This is a genomic window from Secundilactobacillus similis DSM 23365 = JCM 2765, from assembly GCF_001311075.1.
GTDB classification, from domain to species: Bacteria; Bacillota; Bacilli; order Lactobacillales; family Lactobacillaceae; genus Secundilactobacillus; species Secundilactobacillus similis.
Genome location: NZ_BBAD01000007.1, coordinates 37,170 through 63,640, shown reverse-complemented (window position 1 = coordinate 63,640; position 26,471 = coordinate 37,170). Strand labels below are relative to the sequence as shown.

Sequence of the window (26,471 nt, the reverse complement as noted above, 5' to 3'; positions counted from 1 at the left end):
GTTTGTGTCCAGCGTAAGTGTGCGGAGCGAGACGGGTTGAGAGCGGTGTGTAGGGGCACTTCGGTGAAAGCGCCCGGGCCTGGCGGTTTTATCGAAGTGTCCCTACATGCAGCTCTCAGTCTCGCGCAGCACCATTCGGCGTGGTGGCCAGAAAGCGCGTGGTTGACAAGTTCTTATAATGACAGGAACCCTAGAAATAACAGTTTAAGTGGCGCCGAATTTTGTAGCCTGAGAGCGCCGGTTTTCATGCGGATTTGGCGAGCGCAGCGACGACAAACAGCCTACATCCAAATCACACCCAACACTTACGCTGGACACAAGCGACAACAAAAGCCAGCCGATACGCAAACACCGGCTGGCTTTCCATAGTTAGTTAAAGTTAGGAATCTGAGCTTCGAAGGCTTCAATCTGGTCTTCATACTGCATCGTAATCGCAATGTCGTCCAGACCGTTGACGAACTTGTGCTTCCAAAGTGGGTCAATGTCGAACTTGAAGGTTTGACCATCGTAACGGACTTCCTGATTAGGCAGGTCAACCGTGATGTCGGCGTCAGCCGGTGCAGCTGCCAAGATTTCACGTTCGTTTTCTGGCAAAATGATGGCCAGCAAGCCGTTCTTGGTGCTGTTCATGTAGAAGATGTCACTGTAGCCACCAGCGATCACAACCTTGAAGCCCCAGTCCTTCAGTGCCCAAACGGCGTGTTCCCGTGAAGAACCACAACCGAAGTTGTCACCAGTCACCAGAATTTCGGCGCCTTGGCGTTCGGGTTTGTTGAGGATAAAGTCGGGGTTCGGCTTGTTTGGTGATGTATAGCGCCAGTCGTAAAACAGGTTGCGGCCATAACCTACCTTTAAGATGTTCTTCAAAAATTGCTTTGGAATCAGTTGGTCGGTATCAATATTTTCTTTCATGATTGGGATCGATGTCCCTTTAATTGTCGTAATGGGTTCCATTAAAGAACACCTGCCTTTCGAATATCTACAAAGTGACCGTTAATCGCTGCCGCAGCAACCATTGCTGGGCTGGCCAAATGCGTCCGCGCGCCAGCCCCTTGCCGGCCTTCAAAGTTCCGGTTAGAGGTCGACGCACAGTGAACGCCAGCTGGCACTTGGTCCGGGTTCATCCCGAGACAAGCGGAGCAGCCAGGTTCGCGCCATTCACAGCCGGCATCCTTAAAGATTTTGTCTAGACCGAGTTCCTCCGCCCGAATTTTAACCTCTCGGGAACCGGGAACAACTAGTGCGGTGACGCCTGGGGCGATGTGGTGGCCCTTCAGTGTTTCAGCTTCAATCTTCAGGTCAGACAACCGACCGTTAGTGCATGAGCCATGAACGCAAATTCGATTGGAATGTCGCGAGCCGTTTGCCCGGGTTGCAAGCCAATGTAATCGTACGCTTTTTGATCGTCGCCGTTCTTAATTTCTGGGAAGGCTTGATCCACAGGGACCGCCATGCCGGGGTTCGTTCCCCAAGACACGAACGGTGCGAGTTGCGTGGCATCCACGTCAATGATTCGGTCATAGGCCGATTCATCATCCGTGTAGAACTGTTTCCAGTATTCAATTGCCTTGTCCATGTGTTTCGGCGCGTATTTTCGACCCGCCACGTAATCAAACGTGGTCTGGTCTGGCCGGACGTTTCCGACCTTAGCGCCGCCTTCAATGGCCATGTTACAAATCGTCATGCGTTCTTCCATGCTCATCCGTTCGATGGTATCGCCGTAAAATTCAGCTGCGTAGCCGGTCCCAAATGCGACGCCTTCACGGGCGATAATGCCCATAATGATGTCCTTCGCGTAAACGCCTTGAGGCAACTCACCATGAACGTGAATGCCCATGTTCTTAGGCTTAGTTTGCCAAATGGTTTGCGTGGCCAAGACGTGTTCAACTTCACTGGTCCCGATCCCAAACGCGATTGAACCAAATGCCCCATGAGTGGCCGTGTGAGAATCCCCACAGACAATGACCATCCCGGTTGAGTCAACCCAAGTTGTGGGCCAATCACGTGCACAATGCCTTGATCTCGGTCACCCATTCCGGCTAACCGAACGCCGAACTCCTTGGTATTTTCGCCCAAGGTTTCGATTTGTTTTCTTGAAATCGCATCTTGAATATCAAAGATGTTTTCGGTTGGTACGTTATGATCCATCGTCGCAAAGTTACGGTCTGGTCGGCGAACTTTCCGGTTGTTTTCACGAAGGCCTTCAAACGCTTGTGGTGAGGTCACTTCATGTAAGAGTTGGAGGTCAACGTAGATTAATTGTGGCTCCCCGGGTTCCCCCGTAATCACGTGTTTCGCCCAAATTTTATCAAACATGGTTTGTGTCATGATCTCATCTACTCTCCTGAATATTTTTAATAATTGCTGCGGTAACTTCCGCTGTGTTGGCGTGACCACCCAAATCGGGAGTCACGATTTGATCTTCAATCGTCTTGTTCACGCTGGCCATGATTTGGTCAGAGAGGTCTTGGCGGTCAAAGGAGTTCGCTAACATCATCGCCACGGATTTGACCATCGACAATGGATCCGCGATGCCCTTGCCCGCAATATCTGGAGCGGAGCCGTGAATGGGTTCATAGAGTGATGGACCATTTGTCCCACGACTCATGGAAGGAATCGTCCCCAGTGAACCGGTGATCTGGGCGGCTTCATCGCTTAAAATATCGCCGAACAGGTTCTCAGTTAAAATCACGTCGAATTGGCCGGGATCAGCAATAATCTTCATTGATGCCGCATCAACATAGCTTTGATCATAGGTCACTTCGGGGTATTCCGTTGCAATTTGAGCAACGATCTTCCGCCAAAGTTTACTGGTATCCAGCACGTTGGCCTTATCCACCAACGTCACGTGTTTGCGACGCTTCATGGCCATTTCGAAGCCCACCCGGGTAATGCGTTCGATTTCTTCGTTTGTGTAGCGCATCGTATCCAAAGCGTAATCCGCCGTGGTTTCCCGTGGCGTCCCAAAGTAAACGCCACTGGTCAGTTCGCGAACAATCACGAAGTCGACCGGTTTTTCATTTTTAATTGGTGAATATTGTTGCATGGCCGGGCTAATGTAGGTTGGCCGAATGTTTGCGAACAGATTGAGTGCCTTACGAATCGCCAACAGCCCTTTTTCCGGTGTCTTCGGGGCACCATCCCACTTTGGCCCACCAATGGCAGCTAACAATACCGCATCGCTTTCCTGTGCCGATTTCAGCGTTTCAGCTGGTAAGGGATCGCCTTCTTGATCGACACCGGCGCCCCCAAATGGCATTTCGTGTAAGTCATAGTCAAAGTTTTGGTTTTCAGCCACGGCAGCGAGAACCTTGAGTCCGGCAGCCATGATTTCGGGACCAATATAGTCCCCTGCAAGAACGGTAATTTGGGCAGTTGTCATTAGGCCTTCACCTCGCTAAATTGGCCCATGATGTCCTTCAAATCAGCTTCAGAAACGATGTCTGTGTGATCGGCCTTATTCTTAAAGTATGGGAAGATGATCTTCATGGCATCACGATCAACGTCGTAACCCATTTCTTGCAACTTGGTCATCACAGCGTGTGACCCAGAAAGTTTGCCCAGTGGCAAAGTGGTCTTGTTGGCCCCGACAGATTCGGGGGTCAGAATTTCGTAAGTTTGTGGGTTCTTCAACATGCCGTCTTGGTGAATCCCAGATTCATGGGCAAATGCGTTGGCACCAACAACCGCCTTGTTATGTGGCACTGGCATTTTAGCAAACTTGCTGATCATGTCACTGGTCTTCTTGGTTTCCTTCATGTTGATGTTGTTGGTTGCATCGTAGTAGTCTTTGCGAACGTACATTGCGGCAGCAACTTCTTCCAAAGCGGCGTTGCCGGCCCGTTCGCCGATGCCGTTGATCGTGCCTTCAATTCGAGTAGCGCCATTTTCAATGGAAGCTAGGCTGTTCGCAACGGCCATTCCAAGGTCATCGTGGCAGTGAACGGAGAAGGTGTAATCATCGAAGTTGCGAACGTTTTCGCGAAGATTCTTGAACAAAGCGGCAAATTCAACCGGGTTCGTATAACCCACCGTATCAGGAATGTTAATCACCGTTGCGCCAGCATCGATGGCTGCTTGAATGGATTCAACCAAGAAATCTGGTTCCGTCCGGGTAGCGTCTTCTGGTGAAAATTCAACGATGTCAAAGAATTTATGTGCGTAACTGACGCAATCAGTGATCGTATCAATTACTTGTTGTTTCGTCATATGTAGTTTTGAGTCGCGGTGAATCGGACTAGTGGCAATGAAAACATGGATTTGTTTATGGGCAGCGTCTGCGGTTGCCTTAACACAAGCATCGATATCACCTTTACGGGCCCGCGCAATCCAGTAACGCGGACCTTCTTCACGGCGCGTGACACGGCTTGGACGGCCTCAAAATCGCCCTCAGATGCGACGGGGAAGCCTGCTTCGATCACGTCAACACCCCAGTTTTCAAGCTGTTTAGCAATCGCTACTTTTTCATCAATACTGAAGTTAACCCCAATAGTTTGTTCGCCGTCACGCAATGTGGTATCAAAAAATTGAATTTGTTTTGTCATATTAATCAACCTTCCTTATTTGAAATTCTTGATTTAAACTCAGCTCCGAAAAACTAAAAAACACCTCATTCGATTGGAATGGGGTGTTTGGTCAAGCCCCATTCTCATAACGCAAATAGGACTTGACAAGTTTTAACTGTCTAAGTCCTGCATCATAATAATAAGGCTAATAAGGAGGTTGCAAGTGAAACGTTGTTCAATTGAGTGGTCGTGTTTTGAATTGACATGCTTGTAACCTCCGTTCGTTTTTTAGTATGGTGCAACCTTAGCATACGATATTAAAAAGCACAACAACTTTTTCATTTATTTCTCATTTTCAATACAAATTCGATGACTGGTCAACCGTTACCAGCCGTAGCTTTTGCGCAATTTTCAATTACCTGAAAAAAATTTTTGTGTCGTTTTAGCTCGTTTAAACAACGAAATGTCGTTATTAATTAGCGCTATAAACGCGAATATGTCAACGTTTTCAGCCTAAATCTCGCTACTAATAATCATCAAAATCTACTATAACTTAATTACCTGACCCAATCCTCGTTATGTGCGTCTAGGTGCTTGCATTAGTTTTAATCATTCACTAATAATATTTGGTTATTTTACTGGGGATTTTATTATTTAATAGTCGATTGCGCACTGTTGCTTGTGTCCAGCGTAAGCATGATTAGTTTGGGAAGTTCGGTAATTCTGGTTTTCTATAGTGGGAGGATGCCGCGGGAGGCTCCGGCGCTATGCGGGGACTGGAACGCAGTGGTCAGCCTACGAGCTAGGAATGGGCAAAACCCGCCCATGCCGGATCTCTCCGGACTGGCGTATGACTAAAGCACTCGCACCCCGAACCCCACGGGGCACGACTGCTTAAGTCATACCGACACTGCTGAGCCCCGCGCGCCTCCGCCTCCCGCTACATAGTGCGCTGTCAGTAATAGAACTGCTGACGGTCACATGCTGAAGTTGACGAAACGGCGTGACGTTAGACAATTACTCGACAACTGCAGACGCGTAATCGCAATGAACCAACGATTGCATAAAACTAAATCTGCAGTTATGTGCTACGTTCACGTGAACTTAATGCAGTTGTGCTGATATTCAGCCATTGCAATATGAATCGCTGATTGCTGATTAATCTGGACGTTTGTCGAATCAACGTCAGTCGTTGTAATTCCGTGACTGAACGTGCAGTTAAGCGCTTGAGATGTTCTGCAATAGTGCCGAATTGTGCCAATGTCAGATTTCGGTCAGCGGCTAGGTGGATGCTGTGTCGCGATAATTGGCGGTTGTTGATGAACTTCCAACAACCGTCAATTATCGGGGACAACTTGAAGACTCGCACGGTTTTTGGCGAGGCTTCAAGTTGAGGCCTGAGACCGCCCTTTGGCTCAGGCCGGCCCCACAGCTGGAACCTAGTCGCTGACCGGAATCGTCAGTTCACACAAATCACAAACTCACATCAATGATGCTTACGCTAGACACAAACGACAACAAAAAAGCCCCAGCCAATAATCAGCTGAGGCAATGCATCGATTAGTGAATGCCAAGTTCAAGTCGTGCTTCACGTGACATCTTGTCCATGGACCAGGCAGGTTCCCAGACCAGGTTAATGTCGACGCGGGTAACTTCATCGAAACCACTAAGTTCATCTTTGATGGCTTGATCAAGATAATCTGTTAGCGGACAACCGGCAATGGTGAGCGTCATCGTGACAAGGCAAACGCCCTGGTCATCGAGTTCAACGTTGTAAATCAAACCTAGGTTGACGATATCAACGCCTAGTTCTGGATCAATGACATTTTCCAATGCAGCAAGGCCGCGTTCTTTAAATGGTGCTGTCATGCATGTTCCTCCTCTTATGCCTGAATGACTTTAACCAATGGACCCTTCCATTTCAAACGTGATCAAGCGGTTCAATTCCACCGCGTATTCCATTGGTAATTCCTTGGTGAAGGGTTCCATGAAGCTCATGATGATCATTTCGGTCGCTTTGGCTTCTGGAATGCCCCGGCTCATCAAGTAGTATAACTGTTCTTCAGAAATCTTGGAAACCTTGGCTTCGTGCTCCATCGTCACGTTGTTATTCAAGATTTCGTTGTAAGGCACCGTATCACTTGTTGATTGGTCATCCATGATGATCGTATCACATTCAACGTGGGCGAAGGAACCATCCGAGTGACGACCGAAGCGAACTTGGCCCCGGTAATCAACTGCACCGCCATCCTTTGAAATCGACTTCGAGATAACGGACGATGAGGTGTTTGGCGCGTTGTGAATCATCCGCGCACCGGTATCGGAATCAATGTTGCGGCCGGCAACGGCAATCGAGAGCATCGAACCGCGAGCACCCTCACCGTTGAGGTAAACTGACGGGTATTTCATCGTCACTTTTGACCCGAGGTTGCCGTCGATCCATTCCATCACGGCGCCTTCTAGTGCTTGCGCGCGCTTGTTTTCGATACTGTAGACGTTGTTGGACCAGTTTTGAATCGTGGTGTAGCGGCAGTAGGCGTGGGGGAGCACGTTACATTCCACCACCGCCGTATGGAGACTGTCCTTTTGGTACGCCGGTGCGGTACACCCCTCAACGTATTCTACGTGAGCACCCTCATCAACGATGATCAGTGTGCGTTCGAACTGACCGGAGTTTGCCGTGTTGATCCGGTAGTAGGACTGAAGTGGCATGTCTACCGTGACGCCTTTAGGTACGTAGATGAACGAGCCGCCAGACCAAACCGCTGCATTTAACGCCGCAAACTTATTGGTTTCGGGACCGACTAACTTACCGAACCACTTTCTGAATAACTCGGGGTACTTCTTCAACGCTGAATCGGTATCCGTAAAGATGACACCCTGGGCTTCCAGTTCGGACACGATGTTGTGGTAAACCACTTCGGATTCGTACTGCGCTGCTGAACCGGATAACCATTGACGTTCGGCTTCAGGCACGCCCAACCGATCAAAGGTGTTTTTAATATCCTCTGGCACATCCGACCAGTCATCGTATTTATCATCCGTTGCCTTTTGGTAGTAGTGCATGTTTTTCAAATCCAGTCCGGATAAGTCCGGTCCAAACGGCGGTTCTGGACTTTGTTGGTAGATATGGTAGGCATTCAGCCGAAAATCCAGCATCCACTGTGGTTCGTCCTTCGCCGCCGAGATTTCTCGAACGATTTCCTCCGTTAACCCTTCACCAGTGGAAAAAACCGGTCTGTGATCATCATGGAACCCAAATTCGTAATCGTGTTCACTTAACACCTCTTTGACATCAGTCACGCTGATCACCCGCCTCTGCTAGATTAAGTTTCTGATCGATCAAGTCGATCATCCGTTGCCGAACGCTGACTACTGGAATCGCTGAGAGGATCACGCCCAAGAACCCACGAATCACTAAACGTTTCGCGACGGCTTCAGGAAGTCCCCGGCTCATCAAGTAGTACAGTTGCTTTTCATTGATCCGGCCAACACTGGCAGCGTGGCCGGCAATCACGTCGTTTTCATTGATCAAGAGAATTGGGTTCGCATCACCACTGGCGGTTGGCGAAAGCATCAACAGCCGATTTTCCTGTTGGGCCTTCGCACCGTGTGCACCATGGATGATTTTACCGATGCCGTTAAAGACTAACGTTGAATCCTGAAGTACGACCCCTCGTTGAAGGATGTTCCCTTCGGAATGGCGACCATAGTTCGTGACCTTCGTGTTGATCCCCTGTTGCTGATCATGAGTCGAAACCGCCACCGTTTGAACTTCGGTGTGGGACCCAGGTTCGCGTAAGTTAGAGTTGAAGTCCGCAATCACGTTACCTTCATTAAAGACGCCCATCGTCCAGTCGATTTCGGCATCGCGTTCAAGGTGCCCGCGGCGGTTGACGTAAGCGTGGGTCGTTTTGCCAAATGCATCCAGTGATGAGAAGCGAACGTGACTGCCAGCTTCAGCAATCACTTCCACCGTCACGTGAGCGGGATTAGCAACTTCTCCAACCGTGGAAAGGTGTTGCAACACCTGAAAGTCACTGTGTGGGGCAGCGACGATCACCGTGTGACTGATAAAGTTGGCGGCTTGGCGACTATCTTGGAGTTGCCAAAGATTGATGGGCGTCTTTAGGACTGCATTTTCCGGAATGTATAAAAACGCACCGGCATTCATTAACGCCGCGTTCAGTGCCGTTAACCGATCCTCGTTCGGCCGAACCGCCTTTTGGAACAAATACCGCCGAACAAGCGCTTCGTGTTCGCGCAGTGCCGTTGGCCAGTCGCACAGAATTACGCCCTGCTGTTGGAGCGCATCGGGTAACGTCAGGGTCTGCGTAGTTTGCCCGACACTGACAAGTTGATAGTCGTCCGTTGCGTCATCGATTGGCGCGGCCGGTTTTGCCAGTTCGTTGGTAAACGCCGTTAGCGGCCAGTCACCGTAAGCGACTTTGGTAAATCGCGGCAACGGTAAATCAGCTAACTGGGTCCAAGCCGCTTGCCGTTGTTCGGTTAACCACTGCGGTTCGTCCGCAAATCGAGCGGCCGTTAACCACTGCGGGTCAAGCGTTGGGATAGTCGTTACTGCCATTTTAGTTACCCCCATTCTCAGCTGGGTTCTCGTCATCGACTAATTTTACGTTGAGGCCAAGTTCATCACGCAAACCTGCGTAACCCTCGGCTTCTAGTTTTTCTGCGAGCGTAAAATCACCGGTTTTCACAATTCGGCCATCCATCATCACGTGAACCTGATCCGGATGAATGTAGTTTAATAACCGTTGGTAGTGGGTGATCATCAACGTGCCAAAGTCTGGACCGGCCATGGCGTTAACGCCCTTAGCGACCACTTGTAGCGCATCGATATCCAAGCCGGAGTCGATTTCATCCAAAATCGCAAATTTCGGTTTGATCATCATCAGTTGCAGAATTTCATTTCGCTTCTTCTCACCGCCGGAAAAGCCTTCATTGAGATAACGTTCGGTCATATCATCCGACATATTCAAGATATCAAGGTTGTGATCCAATTCCTTTAAAAAGGCTCGAATCGAAATCGGATCGTCGGCTGGCCGCCCAGCATTAACGGCTGCGCGCATAAATTCCACGTTGGTAACGCCCTTGATTTCGGCCGGATACTGCATGGCTAAGAAGACACCCGCACGTGCCCGTTCATCCACCGGTTTGGTCAATAAACTCTCCCCATCTAAGGTAACGTCTCCCTGGGTGACTTGGTAGGCGGGGTTGCCCATAATCGTTTCAGATAAGGTCGACTTCCCCGTACCGTTGGGTCCCATAATAGCATGCGTTTCACCAGTATTCATTGTTAAATTAACACCCTTTAAAATTTCTCGGGCTTCCTGTGTTTCATCGTCTGTCACGCTAACGTGCAGATCAGTAACTTGTAACGTTGCCATAAGCGATCGCCACTCCTTTCAAGTGTGGTGACCAAGACACTATGTAGTTGGTGCAATTATCCCCAGTAATATGTACTGCCTCATCGTCACAAAAGACGTGACTGCACGAGTCAGGCCTTGGTCAATTTGCTAAATTAAAATTAAGTTAAATTATAACGGTGATAACCCCATTTTGGCAATGGTTAATCCCGAATTTGGCCATAATCTTAACAAAAAGTAAGTGGTTATTTACTCAAAAGCCATCCCCCGTAAAGTAACTAATAACCGCTGATTATATTCTTTTTGCATAAATTTAAATTGGTGATTTTTTCATATTTCAAGATGCATTTTTCGATTACACGTGCTATAAACGCCTTTATACCGGCTTATATGATGACTAGTAAACGTTGCTTAGTAACCGATAAAGGCGGTTTCAAAATGCTTGTATTTGCATAAAATACATATTTATTTAAAAATTCATTGTTTTCAGTTCGAGATTAGAATACTATTAGAGGTACTCAAATAAAGTTAATTTTTTGCAACTCGTTAAGCACATAAAGCAGGTGAATTGATGCGTAACCTTACACAGGATCAAAACTTAATGTACTCCCCCAAGTTTGAACATGCGGCTTGTGGGATGGGGTTCATCACCCAAGTTGATGGTCGACCAAGCCACCAACTCGTTGAAAAAGCGCTCACGATGTTACAGCGCATGAATCACCGTGGCGGTACCGGTGCGGAACCCGATACTGGTGACGGTGCTGGTATTCTCATGGCAATGCCAGATGCTTTTTTCCGGCAACAAATGGCTAACGTTTCATTAACGTTGCCCGCTGCTGGCGACTATGCCGTAGCCCAACTCTTCTTGCCTCACGATGAAGACAAGCGTGACGCCATGTTACGTGCCGTGACCGATCAAATCGATGCCGCTGGTTTCCCAGTACTCTGGACCCGGTTCGTGCCGTTCGTTTACGAAAACTGTGGGCCGGCCGCCCAAAAAGCGATGCCTGGCTTTGCGCAAGTGATTATTCAACGGCCCGCTGACGTTACCGCAGGCCGCGACTTTGAAGACCGGCTCTACGCCCTTCGTCGTAAACTGGAAAAGGTCTTTGACCGCCCATCACTGGCTGTCTGCTCCCTTTCTAGTCAAACGATCGTTTATAAGGGGATGCTGCACGCCTACCAAGTTGGCCTGTTCTTCCCCGACCTTCACGATCCTGAGATGAAGAGTGCCATCTGTCTGATCCACTCCCGGTTCTCCACGAACACCTTCCCAAGCTGGGATCGCGCGCAACCATTCCGGTTCCTCGCCCACAACGGTGAAATCAACACCTTGAAGGGTGCTGAAAACTGGATGACCAGCCATGGTATCGACATTTACGATGAAGACGATTCCGACTCTGCCAAGTTGGAAAACTGTATGGAGTACCTCTACCGCCATGGTCGTTCGATTCCTAAAGCGCTCATGATGATGGTCCCAGAAGCCTGGGGCGAAGGTGTTGAAATGCCGGAAGATGAACGAGCATTTGACGAATACAACGCCACCTTTATGGCCCCTTGGGATGGCCCAGCAGCGCTCTGTTTCACGGATGGCATCCAAGTCGGCGCGTTCCTTGACCGAAACGGCTTACGGCCATCGCGCTACACCTTAACCAAGGATAACGAGCTGATCGTCGCTTCCGAATCCGGCGTCGTTGACGTGGCCCCAACCGAGATTCAAAAGAAGGGGATTTTGGCACCAGCTGAAATGCTCCTGGTTGACACCAGCGTTGGCCGCATCTACAACTCAAGTGAATTAAAGCAACAGTTTGCAGCCGAACACCCTTATCAGCAATGGTTAACGGCCAATCGGTTGTCACTTAACGATTTACCCGACGTTAAACCAGAACCTGAAATCAGCGATGCTGACCTTAAGCGCCTCTGGCGTCGCAACGGCTACACCCACGAAGTCATCGAAACCGCATTGATTCCGATGGCCCAAAATGGTGGTGAACCTACCGTTGCCATGGGGTTTGACTCACCATTAGCCGTGCTCAGCAAAAAGTCTGAATCACTATTTACCTACTTTAAACAGGCCTTCGCGCAAGTGACCAATCCACCGATCGACCACTGCGTGAAAAGATCGTCATCAGCACCACCCTCTTCTTGGGTCGTGACAACGACGTCACCGAAGATACGGCAGCCAACTGCCAAAAGCTCAAGATCGACGCACCGATTTTAAACGACCAAGCCTACGCTAAGATCCTCAGTCTGGATCTACCAGCGCTGAAAGTCGCTAAGTTATCGTTAGCCTACGACATGACGGCAACCCCTAACCGGTTGGCGCACGCCTTAGAAAGTCTGTTCAAACAGGCTGAAAATGCCATCGACAACGGCGCCACGATCATCGTCTTATCTGACCGTCCCGTTGCCACGCATCAAATGACGATCCCCGTGTTACTCGCTGTTTCCGGCTTACACAACTACCTAGTCCGCCAAGGTAAGGGTACCGCAGCTTCCCTCGTGGTCGATACCGCCGAAGCCTGCGAACTGCACCACTTTGCCTGCCTCGTTGGTTATGGTGCCACCGCCATTCACCCATACGGCGCTTTCGCAACTTTGACACAACGTGGTTACGCCGACCACCTGGATGACTACTGTCACGCAGCTACTAAGGGGATCATTAAGATCATGAGCCGGATGGGGATCTCCACCATCGCTGGTTACCAAGGCGCCCAACTGTTCGAAGCCATTGGCCTCTCGGACGCCGTAGTCGATCAGTATTTCACCGGCACCCCAACCCGGATCGGTGGCTTAACGCTGAACCAAATTGAAGATGAATATGAACTTAAATACCGTGCCGCCTACGATCCACACACCATCGACGACCTCCCATCAGGCGGGAGCTTCCAGTTTAAGGAAGACGGCGAACACCACTTGTACAACCCGCTATCGATCTACCAGTTCCAAAAGGCCGTTCGTTCGGGCGATTATCAAGAGTACCAAAAGTACGCCGCTCAAATGAACGAGGAAGCACTGAGCGAACCCGTTACGTTGCGGTCGATGTGGGACATTGACCGCAATGGGAACCAACCCGTGCCAATCAGTGAAGTCGAACCCGTAAGTTCGATCGTCAAACGCTTCAAGTCTGGCGCCATGAGTTTCGGGGCCCTTTCACAAGAAGCCCACGAAACGATTGCGATCGCCATGAACAAGCTTGGTGCCCGCAGCAACTCCGGTGAAGGTGGCGAAGACCGCCGCCGGTTTAAGGTTGGTGCCGATGGACTTAACCGTAACAGCCGCATCAAGCAGGTTTCCACCGCTCGTTTCGGGGTCAACACCGAGTATTTAATGAGTGCTGACGAACTGCAAATCAAGATGGCCCAAGGCGCAAAACCCGGTGAAGGTGGTCAACTACCTGCCGGAAAGGCCTACCCATGGGTCGCTAGTATCCGGGGCTCCATCGCCGGTGTGCAATTGATTTCACCGCCACCTCACCATGATATCTACTCCATTGAAGACTTGGCGCAATTGATCTACGACCTCAAACAGGTCAACCCCGATGCCACCATCAACGTCAAGTTAGTTTCTTCAACCGGTGTTGGGACAATTGCCGCTGGGGTGGTCAAAGCTGGCGCCAACACCGTGGTCATCGCAGGCTACGATGGCGGGACTGGTGCCGCACCACGAAACTCAACTCGTGACTGTGGCTTGCCTTGGGAAATGGGCTTAGCTGACGCGCACCAAACGTTGGCCTTGAACCACCTCCGGCAACGGACCACGCTAGAAGTCGATGGGAAGTTATTAACCGGTCGCGACATCGCCGTTGCATCATGCTGGGCGCCGAAGAATTTAGCTTCGCCACCCTGACCATGGTTGCGATTGGCTGTGTCATGATGCGTAAATGCAACCTGAACACCTGCCCAATCGGCATCACCACCCAGAACCCTGACCTCCGGAAACTCTACGCTGGGCGCCCCGAACACGTCATCAACATGATGACCTTCTTAGCACAGGATCTGCGTGAACAGATGGCCGCACTGGGGTACCGAACCGTTGACGAAATGGTTGGCCATGGCGAACATTTACACCCACGCTACGTGCCATCCGGCAAAGCTAAGTCACTTAACTACGATCGGATCATCAACAAGACCATCACCATCGATCGCAAGGTCAAGGATCCATTTAAGGCCAAATCCAACTGGCCAGACCTTAACCTCGTTAGTGAAACCAGTCTTAGAAATGGCAGCACAACGACCGTTGACTTACCGATCAATAATACGAACCGGTCAGCCGGCACACGCTTAGCGGGTTGGATCGCCAAGCGCTTCGGTAATGACGGCCTCGAACCTGGTGCGTTGAAGTTCAACTACACCGGGACTGCGGGCCAAAGTTTCGGCGCCTTCATCACCCAAGGCTGGAAATCAAACTCAACGGTGAAGCTAACGATTATGTTGGAAAGGGCTTATCCGGTGGTCGGTTGATTGTCGCCTCCCCTGAAGGTGCGGAAGATTTGTACGCCCACGCGCCAATTATCGGTAACGTGGCCTGCTTCGGTGCCACTAGTGGTGAAGCCTACTTCAACGGCCGTGCCGGCGAACGGTTTGCCGTTCGGAACTCCGGGGCGAACGTCGTGGTTGAAGGGATCGGCAACAACGGTTGTGAATACATGACTGGTGGGACCGCCGTTATCCTTGGTCAAACTGGCCGAAACTTCGCCGCCGGAATGTCCGGTGGGGTCGCCTACGTTTACGACTGGGCGAACGACTTTAAACAACATTGCAACCCTGAACTGGTTGATTTATACCATCTCAACGAAGCTGGTGATGACAGTCAACTCAAACAACTGATTGAAAAACACTACTACTTCACCAGTTCCTCACTCGCAAAAGAAATCCTAGATAACTGGGAAACTGAACAACAGAAGTTTATTAAGGTTTATCCACGGGACTTCCACCGGATGCGCGACTTGATCGCCAAGTTCGCAACCGATGGCGGCACCGAAGAACAAGTCATTGAAAAGGCGTTCTACGCCGCAACCAATCAAGATTAGGAGGAACGCGCAATGGGAGATCCAAGAGGCTTTATTAAATATTCACGCAAGAACAACCCCGTTCGCCCCGTCATGCAACGGATCAAGGATTTTGACGTGATGGAACTCGATCTTGATGACGCTGACCGGCGAGAACAGGCTGCCCGCTGTATGAACTGCGGGATTCCGTTCTGCCACCACGGTATTTTCTACGGTGGCGGTCGGGCAGTTAGTGGTTGCCCCAATGACAACCTGATTCCTGAATGGAACGACTTAGTTTACCGTAACCGGGATCGCCAAGCGTTCGAGCGATTGACCCGAACGAACTACCTACCAGATATGACTGGCCGGGTCTGCCCCGCACCTTGTGAAGCCGCCTGTGTGCAAGCACTTAACGGCCCCGGTATCACGATTCGCAACAACGAAAAATTCATCATCGAACAAGCCTTCAAAAACGGCTGGATCGTTGACTCTGGCAAGCCCCAACACCGAACTGGCAAGAAAATTGCCGTGGTCGGTAGTGGCCCTGCCGGAATCGCCGCTGCTTGGCGGTTAAACCAACTGGGGCATTCCGTTACCATTTTCGAACGGGACGACCGGTTTGGTGGCCTACTCATGTACGGTATTCCGAACATGAAGTTGGACAAAAAAATCGTCGAACGGCGGTTCCAAGCGCTCCGTGAAGTTGGCATTAAGTTAGTCAATAATACCGAAGTCGGCAAGGACATTAGTGTCGCTGAACTCCGCAAAGCATTTGACCGCATCGTGCTCTGTACCGGATCTCGCAAGCGCGTGATTTGGACGTGCCGGGTCGTGAACTCGGCGGAATCTACCAAGCCGTTGATTACCTGACCTTGGCCACCAAGTCCGTTCTAGAAAACGGGACGAGTGCCACCGATGCCTTGAAAGGCAAACACGTGCTGGTGCTAGGCGGTGGCGACACCGGGAACGATTGTATCGGAACGGTCATTCGTCAAGGTGCTGCCGGGGTGACGCAGTTAGAAATCGCCCCTGAGCTCCCTCACGAACGTACCGCAACCAACCAATGGCCAGAATGGCCGATGGTTCAAAAGAACGGCTACGGCCAACAGGAAGCCCGCGCCTTGTTCGGTGACATCACCGAATACACCGCAACGGCAACTGGCTTCTTCGGCGATCACGGTCAGGTCAACGAAGTCGAAATCAGTACGACAGACCACTTCAAACCAGTTAACGGCAGCCAACGCCGCGTCAAGGCCGACCTAGTGCTCTTAGCAATGGGCTTCACCGGCGCCGAACAGTGGCTGTTCGATAACTTCGGCATTACCAAGGTCAACAAAAACTACACCACCAACGATAGCCAAGTCTTCGTAGCAGGCGACTGCCGCCGAGGACCAAGCCTAGTCATCTGGGGCGTGTTTGAGGGCCGGAGTTGTGCGGAGAAGGTGGATGCTTCGTTTGAAGTATTAGAGAGTGTGGAACAAAGCGTTTAGAGAGCGGAGCGTAAGGTTACTTCGGTGAAAGCGCCCGGGTTTGGCGGTTTTACCGAAGTTGCCTTACGTGCAGCTCTCTGCTTTGTGGAACACGTTTCGGCTTGAGGACAGCAATGCAGAGTGTGGAACAAAGCGTTTAGAGACTGGAGCATAAGCCACTCCGGCCAGAAACCCCGGTTTTAGGGTTTGTGGTCGGAGTGGCTTATGTGCAGCTCTCTGCTTTGTGGAACACGTTTCGGCTCGAGGACAGCAACGCACAGTGTGGAAAGAGGCGCTTAGAGAGCGGAGCCTAAGGTACTTTCGCCAGAATTCCCGGGTTTTGGGAATTGTGGTGGAAGTGCCTTAGGTGCAGCTCTCTGCCTCTTGGAACACGTTTCGGCTCAAGAACATGAGCGCACCAAACCAACATCAACCACAACCTAAAAAACAAAAAGGACCGAACACCACCATGTTCGATCCTTTTTTATTCCCTAACCACCGAAACCCGCTCCCATCAAAAAAATAATGTTCGTTTTATCACAGAATTTGCAAAAAGTTCTCCCACTATTCCCAGAAATATGTTATTCTACAGTCGGATAATAATAGCAACAACTCACGAAATTATTTTGGGGAATTTAATTTCACGGTAGGCATTTTACTTTGGGGGAATTTAATATGAAAACAACCGGACTTGTTAAACGGTTACTCATCTCGAGTGCCGTTTTAAGCGGCCTATTTCTGGTGGGGACCAGTCAGGCTAGCGCAGATACCACTAACGAAGGCACAACTACGGCCACTAGTACCGCAACCACTACAGCTAGCAATCAGTTAACGGGGTCAACTACTTTAAAAACAGCAACCCCGGCTTCTTCGACTGACGCAGTTGTAGCCGAGGCCACCAGTAGTGAGAGCACCACTACGCCAACTACTGATACGGATACTACAACGACACCTGATGACTCAACGGTTCCAGTTACCGATGCTACTCCAGATCCTGCGGTTACAGCAGCTTCACCTTCAAGCATTGACGCAACTGAAACACCAGCACCAACTACGACAACCACTGACACAACTACTACTGAACCCCAGTCGAGCACCAAGACTGAGGCATCTTCGTCTGCCGTTACGACGAAACAAACGCCAGCAACCACCACGCCAACCGTTAGTTATAAAACGGCTCGGGACGCGGTGGTCAGCGCATCCGTTGTTAAAGCCGACCTACAATTAGCGCCTGAAGCCGACACGATTCAATCGGGCGAAGCCGCTACTTTTGATTTAAAGCTGGCAATTTCGGGAATTGATAAGACCACTAACCCACAACACGTGGTGGTCGACTTACCAGATAACTTCCAGTTATCCGATGGCACCGATTTAACGATTGATGGTGTCACACCAACTTTAAACGAGACCGGTACTCAGCTGATCTACGATTTTGCCACACCAACTAACGGTCTCTCAATTTCAAAAAAATACATTTTTGATACTAGCAACCAACCCATTACCAATGGCACCACCATTAGCATGGCAGCCAGTTACTTTGATGATACAACTCAGTTAGCGACCTCTGGGCTACAAACCGTCACTGTTACCTCTAAAGCGAACTACGGTGTAACCAATCAAATGGCCGGTATCTTACCATCTGATGCTGATGGCAATGTACTGCTGGATGCTGACGGTAACGTTGTAATTGAAAAGGACAAATTAACCGGTGCTGCTGGCGATTACGTTGTTTATCAAGTAGGTATTTCGGCACCTAAAAAAATCCTCGGGCAAGCCTACTTTGATCCAAACTCACCCATCACCTTAAGCTATCTGTTGCCTAAGGGGTTAACTTTCTGGAAAGTTGATAACGAAACTGCCACTAAGGCTACTTACACAACAGCAACAAACACCGCAGGCCAAACTTTGATTACCTTTACCATTGATGCGCCGACCACGGAGGCTCAATTAGCCGCTACCGATAACCTATTTTCTGGTTATTTCGATTTAGTCGCAAGAATTGATCCTGACACACCTGAATTAACCGCGTTGACTACCGAATCATTGATTACTGCAACTTCTGTCAACCAAGATCAAGTTACTTCAAAAGTCGCTCAAAGTACCATCACAACCACGCTTAGTGCCGCCTCCGCCAATAACCTTGTTGAAGGATCAGTTTACTATCAATATAACTGGGGACCCGCCGATGGTAAAGGTACTCTGGAGCCTGGTGCCAACCGAGCTGATCCACAAGTAACGCCCAATGCCACTTTACAGTTTCTAATGCAAACTGGCGCGGACATGTTTTTTTACACAGATTCATACACCGGTGTAGACGATACAAGAGCAATCACTAAATACGTTGCTACCTACAACGTAGATTCTCACTTAAACGTCAATCAAATGATGATTTCTTCACCTTCGGCAGCTATTAAAGGTAACGATGTCCCTTTGTCAGAAACGCCAATTTTAGACGTCTACGTTCGGTATCAAGATGAACAAAAGTTCGAACTTATTCCTGAATTAAGCCAAATTTCTACCACTAACATCCTCGATATGAATCAACTGATTGATAACGCTCGTGGCGTCGCTCAGTTACAATTTGTTTATACTCAAATACCAAATGGCCTTAACACTAACACTCACTTCTGGATGTCACCAAAAGCTGGTTATTATGGCCAAGTTTCTAACGATTTCACGGTTGATATTGCAGGATGGCAAGTCCTTGGTGGTTGGAGTGAAGTTCATTATAGCAAGGATGGTGCTTATCTCACCGCAAGTAGTGTGGGCCGAGTTGGTTACGAAGAACATCTAACTGACGAAATTGGTAATCTGGTTGAAAAAGGCGATCCTACCTATGACACGACCGCCAGTTACAACCAATTTATGCAACCTCAAACCGCTGAAATTGTAAAACCTAGCGAAAACACACCACGAGTTCTCAATGAGACGCTGACTTTCGACAACCAAACAGCCGGTCAGGTCATCCCTGGCGAAAACACGCTTCAAGTCATGGTCGAAAATAACCAAGCTTCCTTACAAGAATTTAGTGGTTTAAAGAGTGTGGTCTTACTACCAGCCGGCGTAAATTATGTTGGCAACGATGATGCAATCACAGCCACTACTCAATCTGATGGTACAACGCAATTGAACATTAATTGGAATCGAACTGATTTAGCACCTAATGAACAAAACAAGCTAAATATTGCAGTTAATATTGACGCAGGTTTAAACCTAACCAGTATCACTCCGGCCATCTATTCAACGGTAAATGAACCCGACACTGTAACACCAGGAACGATTGACCCATCACTAGCTACCGATGTTCAAGAGGTCGAAGATACCTCAGACATTGATCAGGATGCAAACACCACCAAAGTCTTCAAGCTCCAACAAACTTTAGCCGTTGCTTCAATCACAAACTCCCACCAAATCCACGTCACCGCCACCGCTACCAACGTGGCTGGCGATACCGGTAATTTAGTCAACGCCCAAGCTGGCAATAACGCTAGCTTCGGAATCAGCCTGACACCAGCCAGCGATGGTGCCCTACAAAACGTCACCATTACGGGAACCATGCCACAAACTGGCGATACAGCGATTTTAGATTCCACCACGCCACGTGGGACCACTGGCCAAGTAACTTTAAACGGTCCGATTGAACTGCCAGCGACCTGGGAGAATTTAGCCACCGTCACCTACGCTTTGGCTGACGATCCAACGACCTACGTTGCGGCTGATGCAGACACCGACTTTAGCCAAGTGGTCGGTTTCCAAATCACTTACGCTGGTGATAGCTTCCTCAATAGCGATGCCGCGCAACAGTTACGGATCCCAGTGACTGTCGCCAAAGACGTCCAAGCCGGCCAAGTTGCTTACATTAGCTACGCCGTAACCGCCAACGGGTTAGCAACGACCGAAGGCTTAAAGGCCGGCTTAGCGCTTCAGCCAAGTGGTGAACTAGGCCCCGGTATTCAAGTTAAAACCATTACCAAAACACCAGAGCCAGTCTTCGTCACACCTGACGATTACTACGACTACACCAAGCCTGGTATTCCAGGCGATGGCATCTGGGTCAAAACGCAGGTCCCAGAAGGCGTCTTCGTTACTCCTGACGATTACTATGACAACACTAAAACGCCCGATAACCCGACCGGCCCAACAACGGATCCAACAGGGCCAACGACGCCGGTAACAACACCATCAACGCCAGTATCGCCAGATGCACCCGACAATGATTCCACGGAGCCAAGCACTCCAGCTAATACCATTGGGACGCCAACTGATAATAACGCAACCGATAACGATACTACTGAGAACGACAGTAACCCAGCTCAGGCAACTGATAACGATAACGCATCGGCAACCACGATGAGTCAAACTAGCAACGCCACGGCAACGAAGGCGGCAAACGATGCAGCTCAAATTACCGCTACCAATGCCGCTACCAATGCCACTACCGCTAAGACCGTCAACAACGCCAGCGCAACGTTACCACAAACTGACGAGCAAGCACCTGCAACAACCAGCCTCATTGGCTTACTACTCGCTACCATTCTTGGTGGTCTGGGCTTAAGTCGCAAACGTCGCAACGATTAAGTTAATGACCGTTTCAAATGCAACGCCGTTGATCAAATCAGCGGCGTTGTTTTTTTGATCTCATCAAACAGCCCCTACCAATCAGCGATTATGCACGAAAAATTTGTATAAATGATTCCCGTTTTTGCCGGAAATATGCTATTCTGTAATCGGATACATGACACGAAATTACTTTGGGGAATCTAATTTCAGGAGCGGCATTTTTACACGGGGGAATTTAATATGACATCAACCGGATTTGTTAAACGGTTGCTTATTTCGAGTGCTGTTTTGAGCGGTCTGTTCTTAGTGGGGGCTAAGCAGGCCAGTGCCGATACGGTAACCGATGACACCACTGCAACCACCAGCGCAACAACTACAACTAGTAACCAGTTAACCGGGTCAACAACTTTGCGAACCACGACCGATTCAAGTACCAATTCAACACCAAGCGCAACTACGACTAGCGATCGTTCCACGACCGCTTCAAGCAGTGAAACAGCGACCTCAACTGAAACCGTAACAACACCATCTAATGAAGCATCGGTAGTCGATACCACTGTGCCTTCAGCCGAACCAACAACTACACCTGACACCAATCAACCCCAGTCGAGTACCACGACTGAGGCATCTTCGTCTGCCGTTAAATCAGCGACGACACCAACCGTCAGCTACAAAACGGCTCGCGCTGCCGTCAACGCATCCGTCGTCCAAGCCGACCTTCAGCTCACGCCAGCCGTCGACACAATTCAATCTGGCGAAACCGCAACGTTTGATTTAAATCTGGCTATTTCGGGAATCGATAAAACGACAACTCAGCAACACATCATCATCGACCTCCCCACTAACTTCACCCTACCAGCAGATACCGACCTCACCATCGATGGCGTCACACCCACCCTCAGTGAGACCGGCACACAGCTGATCTACGATTTCGATACGCCAACGAACGGGTTGTCGATCTCAAAAAAATACAACTTCGCCACCGATGATCAACCCATCTTAAACGGCACTAAAATCTCAATGGCTGCTAGTTACTTTGACGGCGACCAACAACTCGCAACCTCTGGTCCCCAAACCGTCACCATCACCACCAAACCGGTTTACGGCGTCACCAATGAACTGATTGGCGTGCTCCCACACGATGCTGATGGCAACTTATTGATTGACGAAAATGGTAATAGCACGATCGACAAAACCAAAATGACGGGGATCGCTGGTGACTATCTGGCCTACCAGATCGGTATTTCGGCGCCAAAACAATTACTCGGCCAAGCCTACTTTGACCCGGATACGCCGATCGACTTAGTGTATTTACTCCCTAAGGGGCTGTCGTTTGACCGAATCGATACGGTCACGCAATCCAAAGCGACCTACAAGTACGGCGTTGATCCCAATACTGGGCAAACCGTTATCGAATTCACCATTCCAGCGCCAACGTTAGCTGAACAGCAAGCGGCCAGCGATAACCTGTTTGCAGACTACTTTAACTTAGTAGCTAAAATCGACGCCGATGCGCCTGCGGGAACTGAACTGACCACCGTCTCCCAACTTCAAGCAACGACCATTGATGGCACAACCGTCATGTCCGACGTTGCGGCCAGCACGATCACTACCGCCATGGACCTCGCACTACCTTACATCCCAACGGACGGCAGCCAACTTTACCAGTACAGTTGGGGGCCAGCTGATGGCAACGGTAACCTTGCTGGTAGTAAGGATAACGTTGATCCCCAAGTGACGCCTGATGCCAACCTGGCCTACAAGGTTTTAACTGGCCCGGCCAATTTCTACGGCGTCTTTCAATCAAAGATGAACCCAATCATCAAGTACACGGTGACCTATAATGTTGACCCTCACCTGAACGTTAACGACTTGAAAATATATCATTTAAAATCCTACTTGGCGGATAACTACTACGCACCGAACATCACGCCCAAGCTAAACGTCTACGTCCGCTATCAAGATGAAACTCACTTTGAAGAAATACCCGTTTACACCCAAGAAACCATCAATGATTCACCGATTCTCGATATGAACGCCTTGGTCGATAACGAACGCGGTGTGGCCCAACTACAATTCGATTACACCAACATTCCCGTTAAATTCAGTACCAGCATGGACTTCAACATGTCACCTAAAGCCGGCTATTACGGCACCGTTTCGAACGACTTTACCGTTGAAGAAGCCGGTTGGACCAGTATGGGCTGGATCGACATCTTATACAGCAAGGACGGTGCCTACGTCCAAAGTCTAGTGCCCGATTCACCATCCGGACACCACTTGTTAAAGTGGGCCAAGAAGTTCACCTTGTAAACGGTAGCCAACCAATTGAACCGGGTTCGGCCAGCGACTATCGAGAAGCCTACAACCGCTACATGCAGCCCAAAACGGCTGAAATCGTTAAACCAGCTGAAAATACGCCGCGCGTGTTGAACGAAACCCTGAATTTCGCTAATCAAACCAACGGCTTCGTCTCAACTGGTGATAATGTGCTTCACGTGATGGTTGAGAATAATAAGGCCTCCTTACAGGCATTTAGCGACCTTAAGAGCCTCCTAATCTTACCGGCGGGGGTTACTTATACCGGTAATGATCCGGAAGTGACTGCCACAGTTCAAACTGACGGTAGCACGCAGTTAACCATCAATTGGACGCGGACGAATCTAGCGCCTACCAACCAAAACAAACTCGATTTGGCCGTTAACATTGATGCTGGTTTGAGCCTCGGCACCATCACACCGACCCTTTATTCAACCGTTAAGGAGGCCGACACCGTGACGCCGGGCACGATTGACCCAGCGAGCGCCTCTGACGTCCAGGCGGTTGCCGATAACGATGACCTTGACGCCGATGCAACCACGACCACCCTGTTCCAACTCCGCAAGTCATTCGCAACCACCGTTGATTCACACCAAATTCACGCTGCAGCAACGGCAACTAACCTCGCTGGTGACACTGGCGCTTTAGTTAAAGTCCAAGCCGGGCAGGCTGCCCACTTCGGTCTAAGCCTGACACCAGCCTCCGATGGTGCCCTTCAAGATGTGACGATTATCGGGACGCTACCAGCACTGAACGACACGGCTATCTTAGATTCAGACGTTAACCGGGGAACCACGATGCCCGTCACGTTGACCGGTGCCATCACATTACCTGATGGTTGGCAGGCCGCCACGGTAACATACGCGCTAGCAAGTGATCCAACCACGTACGTTACCGCAACCAACGTGCCTGACTTCGGCCAAGTCATCGGGTTTAAAATCACCTATAACGGCGACAATTACCTTCCTAGCGACGTTCAACAGCTTGCCATTCCGGTCAAAGTTGACGCTAAGGCCATGCTTGGCCAAACTGCCTATATCAGTTACCGTATCAGCGCTAATGGGTTGAACCCAACCGAGGCTTAAAGGCCGGTCTTCAAGTCGACCTGGGACCGCTGGGATTCCTGGTGGCGGCATCTGGGTCAAAACACAGGTGCCTGAAGGGGTCTTCGTCACACCAGAGGACTACTACGACAATACCAAACCACCAACGGATCCGGTTGGACCAGCTGAGCCAACAACGCCGGTTACGCCACCTACTACGCCAACGGCACCAACTGGTACACCAACCGAACCGACTATCACCGATGAAACCCCAGCCAACACGATTGCGACACCAACAACCCCGGCAGCACAGGACAACACGACAGTTGAAGAGGCGCAACCAGCTCAAGCGGCAAACACAACTTCGTCGACCGCTGCCAGCGTTCAATCAGCAACTGTGGCGATTAGTACAACTGCCAATGATCCTCGGCAATCATCCGCGACAACGACCACCAATTCGGCAACGTTGCCACAAACAGATGATGCTACACAAACATCCGCTACAACTAGTTTACTTGGCTTGTTATTCGCCACCCTCCTCAGTCTGTTCGGCCTCGGTCACCGGCGCCGGCACGAGTAATCGGTAACACCTTAATTTGCTTCCCCAAAGTAAAGGCGCGTGACTGTCGAAATTGACAATCACGCGCTTTTAAGATGGTTCAACTACGATGACAGCTTGAAACTGTCATCGGTAAGTATCAACGTTGTTTCTTAACTCAAAACCAATTAAAAATTTCATGTCATTTTACGACTATTATCTAGCCTAAACCTGCGCCAAAACTCAGGTCCCGGCCATATAAGGCAATCGCGGCGTTGACTCCCCAAAACAGAGTCAACGCCGCGATTGCCTTATATTCTGGGACCTAAACGAGTTTTGTCTCACTCTTAATTTTGTTCAATCCGCTTAGCCTTAAACAACGACCACATCGCCGGTACCAAAAACATCAGATTCAGCGTTTCCAAAATGGCGGTCATCATAAACACCCCTTGATAACTGACTGCATTGGCAACAACCGACCCCAACATTGGCCCGCTGACACTGCCCATCGCTTGAAACGATTGATTGTAACTGAAAATTCGACCAAATGCCGATTTCGGCACGTAATGGGTCATCAACGTTTGAATGGCTGGTAACATCGCCGCATCCGAGACACCCAATAACGTGCGCCAAACACCCAGTTGCCAAACGTTATGCACCATACTCATCGGGATAAAACAGATAATGGCGGCAACTAAACCGACACCCAGCACCTTTTCCGGTCCGATTCGATCACTCAACGCCCCCAACAACGGCGACTCAACCAACGTCACGATCCCCGGAAGTGATGAGATCACCCCGCTGACCATCGCAACTTGACCGCCATGATGCAACAGATCCTTGATCAGCAAACTGATAATTGGCGTGATCGACATGTTGGCCGCTTGAATCACCAGCGTGGTGATGAAGAGGCCCCAGATCAACATCGGGTATTTTAACTCCCGAAAAATCTGTTTGGTTGGCACCATTGCTTGTTTGTCGACTGGCGTGAAGTCCTCATGGACGAATACCAGCGTGGTGACAAACACGATCACCATCATGACCCCGGTGACGTAAAACGAACTTCGGTAACCAAAAGTCTGTGCCAAAACACCGCCAGCCAAGGGCCCGAGTAGCGTGCCGACCACGTTACCAGTCGCCAACGTTCCCAACGCCTTCCCACTATGATCAATGGGTACACTCGCTGCGACAATCGCGTTCGCGTTGTTAATATAACCTGAGAAGCACCCCTGAATGGCCCGGAGCACAATCAAAACCCATACATTTGGGACGAACCCACAGGCAGTGATCGTAAACGCCATCCCCAGCGAAGCGCGCAAACACATCAACTTACGGCCATATTGATCGGCCAACTTGCCCCAGTACGGCGACACGATGGCTTTGGCGAGGAAGGTAATCGCGAAGGCAAAACCACTCAACAGGTTTAATTGCGGTCGCGTAAAGTTCCCCAACGTTGCCACGAACAGCGACAGGAAGGGCATCGTCATTGAAAACCCCATCCCCGTCATAAAGTTACCAAACCATAAAAAGTAGAGATTGCGTTGCCAATTTGGCTGTTTCAATTGTCCTCACCTACCATATGTAATACTAAAAAACACACTGGCGAAATGCTTTTTGACAGTGTGTCTTTTGTGATTAATTCAATTGTTATGTTGTT

12 protein-coding genes and 4 pseudogenes are annotated in these 26,471 nt (G+C 49.8%); 7 read left to right on the top strand and 9 right to left on the bottom strand.

Features of this window, described 5'->3' with window-relative positions:
- Positions 1-246 precede the first annotated feature (246 nt).
- Positions 247-369: a hypothetical protein gene (locus JCM2765_RS18680; RefSeq protein ID WP_263849303.1), complete on the top strand. Its 123-nt coding sequence runs from the start codon at positions 247-249 to the stop codon at positions 367-369.
- Here JCM2765_RS18680 and leuD read toward each other — a convergent pair whose 3' ends face one another.
- The 8 genes and pseudogenes from leuD to sufC form a co-directional block, all read right to left on the bottom strand.
- A complete protein-coding gene (gene leuD / locus JCM2765_RS02790; RefSeq protein ID WP_054733470.1) occupies positions 370-954 on the bottom strand; it encodes a 3-isopropylmalate dehydratase small subunit in 585 nt (194 codons plus the stop codon).
- A pseudogene (leuC, locus tag JCM2765_RS02785) lies at positions 954-2,328 on the bottom strand (3-isopropylmalate dehydratase large subunit). The gene leuD and the pseudogene leuC overlap by 1 nt, the downstream one beginning before the upstream one ends.
- 4 nt (positions 2,329-2,332) lie before the next feature.
- Positions 2,333-3,382: a 3-isopropylmalate dehydrogenase gene (gene leuB, locus JCM2765_RS02780; protein WP_054733467.1), complete on the bottom strand. Its 1,050-nt coding sequence runs from the start codon at positions 3,380-3,382 to the stop codon at positions 2,333-2,335.
- Positions 3,382-4,544: pseudogene (locus tag JCM2765_RS02775) on the bottom strand (2-isopropylmalate synthase). The gene leuB and the pseudogene JCM2765_RS02775 overlap by 1 nt, the downstream one beginning before the upstream one ends.
- A 1,521-nt stretch (positions 4,545-6,065) precedes the next feature.
- Positions 6,066-6,374, bottom strand: a complete 309-nt coding sequence (locus tag JCM2765_RS02765) for a metal-sulfur cluster assembly factor (protein WP_054733459.1) — start codon at positions 6,372-6,374, stop codon at positions 6,066-6,068.
- 30 nt (positions 6,375-6,404) lie between these two features.
- Complete coding sequence (sufB, locus tag JCM2765_RS02760) at positions 6,405-7,808, bottom strand: Fe-S cluster assembly protein SufB (RefSeq protein ID WP_054733457.1); 1,404 nt, start codon at positions 7,806-7,808, stop codon at positions 6,405-6,407.
- On the bottom strand, positions 7,801-9,093 hold the full coding sequence (gene sufD, locus JCM2765_RS02755) for a Fe-S cluster assembly protein SufD (protein WP_054733454.1): 1,293 nt from the start codon (positions 9,091-9,093) through the stop codon (positions 7,801-7,803). The genes sufB and sufD overlap by 8 nt, the downstream gene beginning before the upstream one ends.
- Before the next feature lies 1 nt (position 9,094).
- Positions 9,095-9,913: a Fe-S cluster assembly ATPase SufC gene (gene sufC, locus JCM2765_RS02750; RefSeq protein ID WP_054733450.1), complete on the bottom strand. Its 819-nt coding sequence runs from the start codon at positions 9,911-9,913 to the stop codon at positions 9,095-9,097.
- A 550-nt stretch (positions 9,914-10,463) separates the two neighbouring features.
- On the opposite strand from sufC, the pseudogene gltB reads away from it, so the two are divergent.
- From gltB to JCM2765_RS02720, 6 genes and pseudogenes are all read left to right on the top strand, one after another.
- Positions 10,464-14,924 (top strand): annotated as a pseudogene (gene gltB / locus JCM2765_RS18965) (glutamate synthase large subunit).
- 12 nt (positions 14,925-14,936) lie between these two features.
- Positions 14,937-16,375, top strand: a pseudogene (locus JCM2765_RS02740) (glutamate synthase subunit beta).
- Positions 16,376-17,029: 654 nt separating this feature from the next.
- The gene (locus JCM2765_RS02735; protein ID WP_054733448.1) at positions 17,030-20,932 is read left to right on the top strand and encodes an LPXTG cell wall anchor domain-containing protein; all 3,903 of its coding nucleotides are present in this window, start codon (positions 17,030-17,032) and stop codon (positions 20,930-20,932) included.
- 222 nt (positions 20,933-21,154) lie between these two features.
- Positions 21,155-23,227 carry a hypothetical protein gene (locus JCM2765_RS02730; protein ID WP_054733445.1) on the top strand — a complete coding sequence of 691 codons (2,073 nt, stop codon included), beginning with the start codon at positions 21,155-21,157 and terminating at the stop codon, positions 23,225-23,227.
- Positions 23,203-24,318 carry a hypothetical protein gene (locus tag JCM2765_RS02725; protein ID WP_054733442.1) on the top strand — a complete coding sequence of 372 codons (1,116 nt, stop codon included), beginning with the start codon at positions 23,203-23,205 and terminating at the stop codon, positions 24,316-24,318. The genes JCM2765_RS02730 and JCM2765_RS02725 overlap by 25 nt, the downstream gene beginning before the upstream one ends.
- A 67-nt stretch (positions 24,319-24,385) precedes the next feature.
- The gene (locus tag JCM2765_RS02720; protein ID WP_054733438.1) at positions 24,386-24,856 is read left to right on the top strand and encodes a hypothetical protein; all 471 of its coding nucleotides are present in this window, start codon (positions 24,386-24,388) and stop codon (positions 24,854-24,856) included.
- A 305-nt stretch (positions 24,857-25,161) separates the two neighbouring features.
- Here the strand turns inward: JCM2765_RS02720 and JCM2765_RS02715 are convergent, their stop codons facing one another.
- The gene (locus JCM2765_RS02715) at positions 25,162-26,376 is read right to left on the bottom strand and encodes a multidrug efflux MFS transporter (RefSeq protein ID WP_225351936.1); all 1,215 of its coding nucleotides are present in this window, start codon (positions 26,374-26,376) and stop codon (positions 25,162-25,164) included.
- Positions 26,377-26,471: the final 95 nt, after the last annotated feature.

Excerpts from the sequence above, each read along its gene's own strand:
- JCM2765_RS18680 (WP_263849303.1), top strand. The coding sequence starts at position 247 with ATGCGGATTTGGCGAGCGCAGCGACGACAAACAGCCTACATCCAAATC.
- leuD (WP_054733470.1), bottom strand. The coding sequence starts at position 954 with ATGGAACCCATTACGACAATTAAAGGGACATCGATCCCAATCATGAAA.
- leuB (WP_054733467.1), bottom strand. The coding sequence starts at position 3,382 with ATGACAACTGCCCAAATTACCGTTCTTGCAGGGGACTATATTGGTCCC.
- JCM2765_RS02765 (WP_054733459.1), bottom strand. The coding sequence starts at position 6,374 with ATGACAGCACCATTTAAAGAACGCGGCCTTGCTGCATTGGAAAATGTC.
- sufD (WP_054733454.1), bottom strand. The coding sequence starts at position 9,093 with ATGGCAGTAACGACTATCCCAACGCTTGACCCGCAGTGGTTAACGGCC.
- sufC (WP_054733450.1), bottom strand. The coding sequence starts at position 9,913 with ATGGCAACGTTACAAGTTACTGATCTGCACGTTAGCGTGACAGACGAT.
- JCM2765_RS02735 (WP_054733448.1), top strand. The coding sequence starts at position 17,030 with ATGAAAACAACCGGACTTGTTAAACGGTTACTCATCTCGAGTGCCGTT.
- JCM2765_RS02730 (WP_054733445.1), top strand. The coding sequence starts at position 21,155 with ATGACATCAACCGGATTTGTTAAACGGTTGCTTATTTCGAGTGCTGTT.